This window comes from Thermoflavimicrobium dichotomicum (genome assembly GCF_900114055.1).
GTDB classification, from domain to species: domain Bacteria; phylum Bacillota; class Bacilli; order Thermoactinomycetales; family Thermoactinomycetaceae; genus Thermoflavimicrobium; species Thermoflavimicrobium dichotomicum.
This window is the reverse complement of sequence record NZ_FORR01000011.1, coordinates 110,595-121,431: the sequence shown is the minus strand read 5'-3', so window position 1 is coordinate 121,431 and position 10,837 is coordinate 110,595. Positions and strand designations below refer to the sequence as shown.

At 41.7% G+C, this 10,837-nt stretch carries 9 protein-coding genes, 4 tRNA genes, 1 rRNA gene and 1 pseudogene; 5 read left to right on the top strand and 10 right to left on the bottom strand.

Going from position 1 to position 10,837, the window contains the following annotated elements; all coding sequences use genetic code 11:
- The 5 genes from BMZ78_RS11960 to BMZ78_RS11940 all read right to left on the bottom strand — a co-directional run.
- Window positions 1-93: ribosomal RNA gene (locus tag BMZ78_RS11960) — 16S ribosomal RNA — on the bottom strand; the annotation flags it as partial.
- Window positions 94-316: 223 nt separating this feature from the next.
- A tRNA-Glu gene (locus BMZ78_RS11955) sits at window positions 317-392 on the bottom strand.
- 3 nt (window positions 393-395) lie between these two features.
- Window positions 396-469, bottom strand: a tRNA-Gly gene (locus BMZ78_RS11950).
- Window positions 470-474: 5 nt separating this feature from the next.
- Window positions 475-550: transfer RNA gene (locus BMZ78_RS11945), tRNA-Lys, on the bottom strand.
- A 9-nt stretch (window positions 551-559) separates the two neighbouring features.
- Window positions 560-635, bottom strand: a tRNA-Ala gene (locus tag BMZ78_RS11940).
- Between the two features lie 578 nt (window positions 636-1,213).
- Between BMZ78_RS11940 and BMZ78_RS11935 the strand changes: the two genes are divergently transcribed.
- From BMZ78_RS11935 to BMZ78_RS11920, 5 genes and pseudogenes are all read left to right on the top strand, one after another.
- On the top strand, window positions 1,214-1,552 hold the full coding sequence (locus BMZ78_RS11935; protein WP_093230584.1) for a DUF485 domain-containing protein: 339 nt from the start codon (window positions 1,214-1,216) through the stop codon (window positions 1,550-1,552).
- On the top strand, window positions 1,549-3,054 hold the full coding sequence (locus BMZ78_RS11930; RefSeq protein ID WP_093230582.1) for a solute symporter family protein: 1,506 nt from the start codon (window positions 1,549-1,551) through the stop codon (window positions 3,052-3,054). The genes BMZ78_RS11935 and BMZ78_RS11930 overlap by 4 nt, the downstream gene beginning before the upstream one ends.
- A 346-nt stretch (window positions 3,055-3,400) precedes the next feature.
- Window positions 3,401-4,542: pseudogene (gene tnpB, locus BMZ78_RS11925) on the top strand (IS200/IS605 family element RNA-guided endonuclease TnpB).
- A gap of 175 nt (window positions 4,543-4,717) precedes the next feature.
- Window positions 4,718-4,873, top strand: coding sequence for a hypothetical protein (locus BMZ78_RS18820; protein WP_175482430.1), 156 nt, complete (start codon window positions 4,718-4,720; stop codon window positions 4,871-4,873).
- Between the two features lie 353 nt (window positions 4,874-5,226).
- Window positions 5,227-5,460: a hypothetical protein gene (locus BMZ78_RS11920; protein WP_093230581.1), complete on the top strand. Its 234-nt coding sequence runs from the start codon at window positions 5,227-5,229 to the stop codon at window positions 5,458-5,460.
- A gap of 239 nt (window positions 5,461-5,699) precedes the next feature.
- Here the strand turns inward: BMZ78_RS11920 and cypC are convergent, their stop codons facing one another.
- From cypC to BMZ78_RS11890, 5 genes are all read right to left on the bottom strand, one after another.
- On the bottom strand, window positions 5,700-6,980 hold the full coding sequence (gene cypC / locus BMZ78_RS11915) for a CYP152 family fatty-acid peroxygenase CypC (protein WP_217645007.1): 1,281 nt from the start codon (window positions 6,978-6,980) through the stop codon (window positions 5,700-5,702).
- 690 nt (window positions 6,981-7,670) lie between these two features.
- Window positions 7,671-8,321 carry a Fic/DOC family protein gene (locus BMZ78_RS11905; protein WP_093230576.1) on the bottom strand — a complete coding sequence of 217 codons (651 nt, stop codon included), beginning with the start codon at window positions 8,319-8,321 and terminating at the stop codon, window positions 7,671-7,673.
- Window positions 8,314-8,499 carry an antitoxin VbhA family protein gene (locus BMZ78_RS11900; RefSeq protein WP_093230575.1) on the bottom strand — a complete coding sequence of 62 codons (186 nt, stop codon included), beginning with the start codon at window positions 8,497-8,499 and terminating at the stop codon, window positions 8,314-8,316. Before BMZ78_RS11900 ends, BMZ78_RS11905 begins: the two co-directional genes overlap by 8 nt.
- A 593-nt stretch (window positions 8,500-9,092) precedes the next feature.
- Complete coding sequence (locus BMZ78_RS11895; protein WP_093230573.1) at window positions 9,093-10,157, bottom strand: M42 family metallopeptidase; 1,065 nt, start codon at window positions 10,155-10,157, stop codon at window positions 9,093-9,095.
- Between the two features lie 5 nt (window positions 10,158-10,162).
- On the bottom strand, window positions 10,163-10,825 hold the full coding sequence (locus tag BMZ78_RS11890) for a YneB family resolvase-like protein (RefSeq protein WP_093230571.1): 663 nt from the start codon (window positions 10,823-10,825) through the stop codon (window positions 10,163-10,165).
- Between the last annotated feature and the right edge of the window lie 12 nt (window positions 10,826-10,837).

Sequence of the window (10,837 nt, the reverse complement as noted above, 5' to 3'; positions counted from 1 at the left end):
GGTTATTTCCCGAAGGAAATAACCCCGCTCGACTTGCATGTATTAGGCACGCCGCCAGCGTTCATCCTGAGCCAGGATCAAACTCTCCAAAAAAGGTTTGATTTGCTCTATCGAATCAACGAGGTCATGCTTCACTCTTCAGTTTTCAAGGAACACACTTTTATTTCACCGCATCTCGCAGCGACAATGGATAATCTACCATCTACAGTATCTCTTGTCAACACTTTTTTATAAAAAATATTTCACTGAGTCATGTCGGTTTCATGACATACTCTTCAAAATAAAAACTGCTATCTCAATAGATAACAGTTTTTGATGGTGACCCGTAGGGGATTCGAACCCCTGCATGCCAGCGTGAAAGGCTGGTGTGTTAACCGCTTCACCAACGGGCCAAGTGGAGCGGGTGAAGGGAATCGAACCCTCGCATTCGGCTTGGAAGGCCGATGTTCTACCACTGAACTACACCCGCTTATCTGGTGAGCCATGGAGGATTCGAACCTCCGACCCTCTGATTAAAAGTCAGATGCTCTACCAGCTGAGCTAATGGCTCACATTCATATGGTGGAGCTAAGCGGATTCGAACCGCTGACCCCCTGCTTGCAAGGCAGGTGCTCTCCCAACTGAGCTATAGCCCCACGCTTTATCTTTGTTTTGACCGCTGACAATTTAATAAGTTAGCAGCTTTTTATCAAAAATGCAATAGGGAAAATCATAAAAATAAAATTATATATATTCCTTCTGTTCCTTTTATTAATTAATATAATGAATATACGAAAAAATCTTCATAAATTCTTAAATATTCTCTTAATCCTTCACGATCAAGTAGAAAACAGATACCATATTCATACAACAATCTTTTTATCATTCCAATCGATACTTTTTGAATGGTATTTTACCACCTGACATCCCACAAAAAACGCAAAGATATTGGAAGATGTTTATAAATAAATAAGCTCCTTTTCCAGTTGAGCGACTTTTCCTCTTCATCATTGAGTGCAAACAAAGCGGAAAAGGAGTTCGAGCGCTAAAAAAAGACTTTGTCCTCAAGCTGTCTCTTTATTTTAACCTCTATATTCCTTCAATATATTTAATAGGTCTAGAAGTTCAATAATAAATATTTTTATATTATTGTGCAATTAGTGATGATTTTATGTTATATTGATGAATAAGAACTTTTTCAATAAATATTCAAATTGATTAAGGAGGTTGATTTATGTCTACAACAGATGAAAAGCGATCCTCTCTTACTTCATCGGATTGGGAGGCAATTGCTGATTCTGAAAAATTCCGAACATTAATGAAAAAGAAAAAACGTTTTATTTGGACTGCCACCATCTTCTTTGTCCTTTATTACTTTGCTCTCCCATTTTTAACCGGTTACTTCAAATTTTTAAATACGAAGCTGATTGGTTCCATAAATGGTGCTTATCTCTTTGCCTTATCTCAATTTTTCATGGCTTGGATCCTGGCCATTCTATATGTCCGTCATGCAAACAAAACAGACAGATTAGTACAGGAAATCATTGAAGAACAAAGGAGAGTCGCTCAATGAATACAACAGCGTTTATCCTTTTCCTCATTATTGTTTTATTAACCTTAGTCATTACCTATTGGGCCTCTAAACAAACCCAAACAACCACGGATTTTTATGCAGCCGGACGAAAAATCACGGGATGGCAAAACGGTATTGCGATCGCTGGCGATTACATGAGCGCCGCTTCCTTTCTCGGAATTGCAGGCTTGATTTCATTAGGCGGATTTGACGGTTTTCTGTATTCGGTTGGTTGGCTTGTTGCCTATCTGGTCGTGCTCATTATTGTCGCAGAACCCCTTCGTAACTCCGGGCGCTATACTTTAGCGGATATGGTCGCCTATCGAATGAAAACCAAACCGGTTCGCTCTGTGGCTGCTCTTAGTACTTTGGCTATTTCCACTTTCTATATGATAGCCCAGTTGGTTGGAGCTGGCGCGATTGTAAAACTGCTACTTGGCATTAACTATGAAGTATCCATTATCGTGATCGGCATTTTGATGATTTTATATGTCGTGTTTGGGGGAATGCTGGCAACCACTTGGGTTCAGATCATTAAGGCTGTTCTCCTGATGGGTGGAACGATCCTCTTAAGTTTGCTGGTACTCAGCCAATATGGATTCAGTATTGTTGAAATGTTTAATCAGGTATCTGCCAAATTTGGGCAACGTTTCTTGGAACCAGGTTTAATTTACAAGAATCCGCTCGAAAACATCTCACTGGGTCTGGCTCTTTTAGCTGGAACCGCAGGATTGCCACATATCTTAATCCGGTTCTATACAGTTCCTACCGCCCGTGAAGCACGTACTTCCGTGGTATGGGCCATGTTCATTATTGGTTCTTTCTATATAATGACCACTTTCCTCGGCTTTGGAGCCGCTCTGTTAGTTGGACCTGATAAAATCAAAGCCGCAGATAAAGCTGGGAATATGGCAGCACCTCTTCTTGCCGAAGCACTCGGTGGTAACCTCTTCCTGGCATTTATTGCAGCTGTTGCTTTTGCTACCATCCTGGCCGTTGTGGCTGGACTGGTGATCTCAGCAGCAGGCGCTTTCGCCCATGACTTTTACTCATATGTCATGCGAGGCGGAAAGGCTACTGAGAAAGAACAAATGCGTGTAGCGAAGTGGGCTTCAGTCGGTGTCGGAATTGCATCAATCATTCTGGCCCTGTTATCCAAAGACCAGAATGTAGCTTTCCTCGTTGCCTTGGCCTTTGCTGTAGCCGCTAGTGCCAATCTCCCTGTGATTGTGTTTAGCCTGTTTTGGAAGCGCTTTAATACGATGGGAGCCGTTGTCGGAATGCTGGCAGGTCTCATTAGCTCTATTGTTTTGGTACTGGTCAGCCCAAATATCATGACCCCTGAAAGCGCTATCTTCCCGTTAAAAAATCCGGCTCTTCTATCCGTTCCGATCGGCTTCCTGGGAGCTGTCATTGGAACCCTGCTCAGCCGGGAAGAAGAGGCAGAAAAGAAATTCACCGAACTATATGTACGCTCCAATACGGGTATCGGTGCAGAATAATCTCCAGGGGTTGACTCTTAACCTTTTGAGTCAGCCTCTGAATATTGCCTGGGACTACTCTGCCTAATTACCAACCATCCTTATTTCGACTACCAACCACAACGAGCTGTTTCGATTTATATCTTTGCGAGCGAGAAAACCCCCTAGCTTCAGCTATGGGGATGAGAGCGAGCGTCGGACGAGGGAGGGTGTTAACCTGGTGTTAACCCTCTCGCGAAGTCCGACATTTTTTGTTTTTCTTGTTTTAGTACTTTCCTAATTCATTTAAACACCTCTATTGTATGGTGGTATAAATATCGTATAATACAATTGTATAAATTTTCCTGAAACAAGGAGGTGAAACGAAATGGCAAAGAAGAAAAAGGAACAGCTTCCACACAAAGCGTTTAAGTTCCGGATCTATCCGACAAAAGGACAAGCTACACTCATTAATAAGTCCATCGGTTGCAGTCGTTTTGTTTTCAATCACTTTCTAGCCAAATGGAACGAATCATACGAACAGACAGGAAAAGGATTAACCTATCATGCTTGTTCCAAGCAATTAACCCAACTAAAGAAGGAACTGGAATGGTTTAAAGAGGTAGATTCCACTTCACTGCAAAATACATTGCAACATCTGGAAGATGCATTCGAACGCTTTTTCAAGAAACAGAATGACCATCCACGCTTCAAAAGCAGGAAAAATCCTGTTCAATCTTACACAAGTCAATGTGTAAACCAAACATCAAAATAAAAGGAAACAAAATCAGACTACCCAAGTTAGGATGGGTGAAGTTTGCCAAATCCAGAGAAGTGGAAGGAAAAATTGTTTCTGCCACGATCCGGCGCAATCCAACCGGAAAATATTTTGTTTCCATCCTGTGTGAAATGAACTACTGCCCATATAAACCCGTTGATAAAGAAAAAGCCATTGGAGTGGATCTTGGCTTAAGAGATTTCGCAATCCTCTCTAATAGTGAAAAAATCAATGCACCCAAGATTTTCAGAAAGTACGAAAAAGAGCTGGCCAAATGGCAACGAAAAATGTCACGCCGTCAAAAAGGGGGAAGCAACTGGAACAAGGCCCGGATCAAGGTGGCCAGAATCCATGAAAAGATCGTCAATGCAAGACATGACTTTCTACATAAACTGTCTACCAGGCTGATACGTGAAAACCAAACGATTTGCTTGGAAGACTTGCAAGTCAAAAACATGGTAAAGAATCACAAGCTGGCAAAATCGATCACAGATGCATCGTGGTCTGAGTTTGTAGCCATGCTGGAGTATAAGGCGAAATGGTTTGGAAGAACCATTGTTAAAGTGGGCAAAGCATTCCCATCCAGCCAGCTATGTTCTAAATGTGGACATCGCCATAAAGAGGTAAAGAACCTCAATCTAAGAGAGTGGACATGTCCTGAGTGTCAAACTCACCATGATCGAGACATCAATGCATCCATCAATATCCTGCAAGAAGGTATGAGACTCATTGCCGATGGGCTGTCGGTCTAAGCTTGGTCAATTTCTCTTCGGTAGAAGGGATTACCCAATAATCCCCTGCCTTTACGCATGGGGAGTGTCAAAAATATCATAGGGTATTTACTGGTCTGTAATTGGATCTCGAAATCGCTGGATTTGTATAATCCATTTGTATATGGAAACTCCTAAAGGAAAAGGAGGAGTTTCCTTGGAAAAGAAAGTATCTGAAGAAAAGAAACCCACAATCGCACCTGGTATGAACGACCAAGAAGAACTTGAAGAAAGAGCTACAAAGAAAGAGATTGCTCGTGGTGATTACACAAAAGTGACTACCCTCTCTTTCGACGAAGTAGATCCTTCATGACCATAAAGTTAATAAATTAGATTGTGGAAGCGAAAAAGTCACAACCCTTTGAGAATAGGGGAGTGACTTTTTTGTTTTAATTTACTCTATTACTCTAATTCAATGCATCACTCATGCGAAGCGATGAGCACGCTTTTGTGGTAGACTTCGATATGGTCAGCATAAACATTATTTGTGTTCTGTAAAGTGAATTTCTCCTTAAATGCGCCGTCTTCTGTAAAGTGATTCCGCATGTTTTACAGATATTTACTTTTCAGAATTCATATTCTGTAAAGTATTTAGAGATACATTAAAAGGGTTTGGGTAAACTGTATAGTATATACTATTATATATCAGCAAAAGGAGTAATAAAGGTGGAATCTATTAGACTAGAACTGACTATAGAAGAACTAGCCAAAATAAAAATAGCGCTTATAGAGCGAATTAGTAGGACTGGAAATGAAATTGAAACGTATGAAAAGTTCTACAGAAAACATTCTGAAGACAAGAAAACTTTGGGAAGGATTTTAAACATGCTAAAGACCCAAAAAACAGAAGACGAAGCAGTCATAAAAAAGTTGGATGAAGCTATTTTAAATGTGAAATAGAGAGGCGAATAAGCCTCTTTTTTTATGGGCAGAAGGAGCATCCGTCGATTTTGCCGCTGTGGGAGGTCATTAATGATGGCCTTAATTCTGATCGTACCAGGTTGGCTTACTCTCTGAATGGCTATTTTTGCAGATATGGGTGTGACTTTGATTGTGACCCTAAATGGACTACAATTGCTGCAGGTAAAGGAATAAGTCTTAACAAAACCCGACTCTTTAAGTAAAAGTCGGGCTTTCCATTATTCATTACGAATGATCCTCGTATCAAATCCTTTTCGTCTAATATTACACATTACAAATCCGCTTTCAGGCAATGTCGGCATTTTTGCCAGACTGTAATTTAAGTCTTGATCTGGGACTTCAAATTCAATTTTGTTGACGAGGAAGTCTAGGCTTGCTTTCATAATTTCGACGGTAATACCTTCGCCCGGACAGCGGTGTCCTTTGGCAGGATCGCCTCCACCTTGGGGAATGAAATCAAATAAACTACCCTTCCATTCCTGAAACCGCTCCGGTCGGAATTCATTTGGTTTTTCCCATAGGCGCGGATCGTGATTGGTTCCATATATATCCAGAAATACGAGCATTCCCTTTTTGAATTCACACTGGTTCCAAGTAAAATCCTTTCGAACCCTTGCGCCTAGAAAAGGAGCAAACGGGTAATATCGCCGTACTTCCTGTACGAACATTTCCAAATCATGGCTGTTACCTGACCGTAGCCTTTCTTTATACTCTGGATGTTCGTGTAATGCTAGAGCTGTAAAGGTGATGAAGGTAGCGATAGCAACAATCGGTCGTAGTACATTAATAAGTTCCACCGCAGCCATTTGCGGATCGAGTAGGCGACCATCGAGCTGCCTGTGAAAAGCCATCTCATAAAGTGCTGAACCTTCCTCCGTTTTCTGCTTACCAGCACGGACATCTTCTATTACTGTTTTGATCCACTCTTCCGTGATGTTTCTTGCGATTCGTCCTTTCCAGTGCCGTGGTCCTACTGCTCCAAAGGCATCCACCATTGCATAAAAGTCTTTTGCCCGCTCTTTTACTTCTGATTCTTGCAGTGGAACTCCCGCCCAGTGGCATGCGATTTGGCATAAAATTTCTTTTGCTTCCTCAAAAAGTATGATCTGATCGGCAACTTCCCATTTGCTAATAGAAGCCTGCCACTGCTTCATAGCAAGCTCAGCTAGCCGCTTTTGATGGGGTGGAGTCATTAATGATAGAAAAAGAAGCTTTCGGTGAATATGCGCTTCTCCATCCATAGTCTGGACTGCATTCACGCCAAACAATGTTTCTTGTATCCTCTTTGGTGCGGCACCATTTCTCTGAAACCGTTCCGGATCGTAAAACACTTTTGCTGCTTCTTCTCCACTCATGCAAATTATCTTTTGTCCCAGAAAGCGCGCTTCAAATAGATCAGATTGAAAGCGATCAACCCTATTTTTGATAAACAGATACCCCTCTCGCATGAGATCGAGACTGATATCGAGGCTTTGATCCTGTGGGACTTGCTCGTTTATTGGCATTAACTATTATCCTCTCTTTAATTAAACATTAGTAACGTAAAAACAATCCACCTGTCTCTATACACTAAAGTATTAGTACGTACCTTTACTTTTAAACATAAGTTAGTGCCTCGACAAGCATCCCTCTTTTAATTCTCTTTTACCTCGATTAATATTAATTGGCGGCAGAATCCATATATGCTCCTTCTACCCTAATAGCAAAAGACCTTGGTATTCTTATACCAAGGTCTTTTGCTATCTCTATGGTCGTTTTTGGAGCTTGCCCTAAACAATTGCAACTATTCTGAGTAATATTCGTTCTTTTTATTCCGCGGCTATCAAGGGAGGCGATTAATCTTGATTAAGCGATTTTATGAATGGTTTGTACCCCGAGTACTAATAACCGAAAGCAAAACGTTTTGAAAGGTTTCTTCCGATCAAAAAATAGTTTCTTCTCTTTACTCCGCTTCATCAGATGGGATCAAAAACGAAATAAAAGTAATCGCTGTATTTTAAGTACCGATACCATTTTTCGTCTCAAGAGTAATCATCCATACTAGCCTTACAAGGATACAGATTTCCCCATTTTGATTGTATCCAATGACATTATAATGTAAATTACTTGGCAAAGTCAGTTCGGTTGTTGCCACGTATCCCTTGATACGTAACCATTTCAGTCCTAGCGCTTGAAGCGCAAGGGTCATCTTAACCGCTTCGTCCGCTTATTATGTAAAAGGCCTTTAAATCTGGATTCGGTTGACGATTGACGATGGAATCGCAAACAACATGGGCCAGATCAGTCGAATCCGTCACAGATTGGATGGAAGCATTTAACACTTTTTGTCTGTCTACTCGACTCCAGTCCAACTCATAACCCGCATGCAATGCCAAACAGCGAATAAACTCGCGATACGCACGCCCGTTTCCCTCCGGAAACGGATGGAGAACATTGATTTCCGCTAGATAATAAGCTGCGCGCTTCGCAAACTCCTCTACAGGATAACGCGTTAAGTATTTTTCTCGTGCCAACTCCATAAACAGATGCTGGGCACAGGGCTCTATATAAGGGGCCTGTGCAAAAGTAAAAAAACCTTTGGTAATGTTCTCTTCTCTGATTTTTCCGGCAAATGGATAAACATCTTGAAATATATACCGATGAATCTGTTTTAAATGTTCCAAATCAAACTGCCCATAGATCGGGCGTTCATATAATTCTGCAATCCGAACCCCTGTCACTTTGACCTCAAATAATGCCAGTTGATGTGGTTCTTTAATATTGGCCAAATTGATTAAAACCGATGTTCCTGGGTAACAATACCGTGATTGTCGATCCCAGTAACGTGTAAACTTATCCAATCTGTGTCATCTCCAACGCTCTCTTTAAGAACTCTTCTCTACTTATATCACCGCGTAATTTGGCTTTAATCAGTTCTTCATCCTGTTTGGTCATGATTAATCCTTCAATAGCCAAAGTCGCTTTGGTCTGGCGAATTATTTTTTCAAGCATTGGCTCATTGAACTTCTGATATGCCATATTTTCACTCCGTTCGTTCCATCTTTTTTTCTCTACTTTGATGATATCAATAGTGAATCATGGTTACAACTTGCTGGCGCCTTTCCAATGAACCATTTCCTGATTTTCATACCAGAGGCTCCTCCACTTTTCCTGGCTTGACAAATAACGTCCGATCATCAGATCATCTTCACAGATTGTTAACAAAAAACATGTTTTAATCAAAGGCACCTAGGGAAGTTGAAAATGAGAACATAAAAATCAAAAGGAGGTATATTTAGAGGTCTATCTTGCCAGTAATCATCAAACTATTGGCAATACACTGAAATATAGACCTTGAAAAAACGATGAAACAGGTATCTTTAGACATTTACTTTGTAGGGAAAGAAAAGCCGCTTACTTTTTCAGGCCGAGAAGCTGTTACTTTATTTGACAAGTTGAAATCAGCCGGACCGCAATCTCAGATCATTCACAGACGGAAAACACATCCTAACACACAATATCACAAAAACTCTACAACGGTGATCCCAACAGACAAAATTGTATATTATACACTGAATGAGTCCGTTGAATATAAATAAGAAATGGAGACGCGTTCTGCGTCTCCATTTCTTTTATCTTCCCAAGATCCACTCAAAGACCGAACGGCTTAGCCTTTTTACCAATGCTACCACAAATGCCTTGGCTGCCTCGATATCTTCCTTATCCACCACGGCTGTATGCGAATGGATATATCGGGCACAGATGCCAATGGCTGCGGATGGAACGCCATTTCCTGATATATGCACACGTCCAGCATCCGTTCCACCTTGAGATACAAAGAACTGATAAGGAATCTGTTCAGATTCCGCTGTATCCAGCAAGAATTCACGCATACGAGGCAGCGGAATCATGGAACGGTCAAATAAACGAATCACTACCCCTTTTCCTATTTTGCCAAATCCATCTCTAACTCCTGGAATATCACCAGCAGGTCCAGCATCAACTGCAAAAAAGACATCAGGCTCGATCAGATTGGCTGCAGCTGCCGCTCCACGTAACCCCACTTCCTCCTGAACAGTGGCTCCAGCATAGAGAATATTTGGATGGGATTCATACCGTAAGGCTTGAAGTGTTTCTACAACCAAACCGCAACCAAAGCGGTTATCCCATGCCTTGCTCATGATTCGCTTTCCGCCTTCCATTTCTGTAAAAGGCCCATATGGAATGATGGGATCTCCCAAACGAATCCCCCATTCCTCCACTTGTTCTTTACTCTCTGCCCCGACATCGATAAACATCTCGGACTGTTCAATCGGTTTTTTGCGCTTTTCAGGCGAAAGGAGATGAGGAGGAATGGAACCAATGATACCCGGAATACTCTTTCCATCATATGTATACACATGGACTCGTTGGGCAGGCATTACTTGGGACCACCAGCCACCCAATGGTTCAAACTTGATAAACCCCTGCTCTGTTATATGCTTAACCATAAAAGCGACTTCATCCATATGCCCGGCTACGAGCACTTTGGGTCCCTTGGGATTTCCGATCTTTTGACCAAAAATACCTCCCAGGCGATCCTGAATGATTTCATCTGCCACTTCCGATAAATGGGCATGCATGATTTTCCGCACTTCTCTTTCATATCCTGGAGCGCCAGGCGCTTGCGTCAGTTGCTCAAACAACGACCAATTCATCAGATCTACTCCTCCTTTTCATTTTCAGTTTGTGCTTTTTCCCATTCTTTGTAACGACGATGAACAGTCGCCCTTGAAATATCATAGCCAAATCCTTTTAGAGTTGCAGCAATTTCTTCAAATGTTAGACGTTTTTGCTTTAATGCTACAATTTGATCGATCGGAACCTCTTTGCGCTCTCGTCCACCCATGCCTTGATTTTTCAAGTTCTTCGAAGGATCATATCCCTTTTCGCGAATGGCTCGTTGCATACCCCAGCTGATTTTTTGGTTCATCATTTTTCTCTGCAGCTCTTCTACCTTTGCAATAATATGAAGTACAGTGGACTCGCCTGCATCCAGCTCCAGTACTCCTCCCTGTTGTTTGGAAAAAATGGAACAACCCATCCGGTATAACTGATGAATAATCGCCAATTTCGCTTCTCCCCTGCCCAAGCGCGTATCATCCTGGACCAGTACAACTTTGGCTCCTTTTTCTTTCAACGCATCAAACAACGCATATAAACCTTCCCTCGCCAAATCATACCCACTATGTTGTTCCGAAATCACTTCCACTACATCCAGTTTCAACTCTTTCGCCCAAGCTGAAAGTTCTTCCCTTTGTCGCTCCAAACTGCTTTCTTGCTCTTCTTTTCTTGTGCTTACCCGCGCATAAATAACCGCCTTCATCAATTCTGTTTC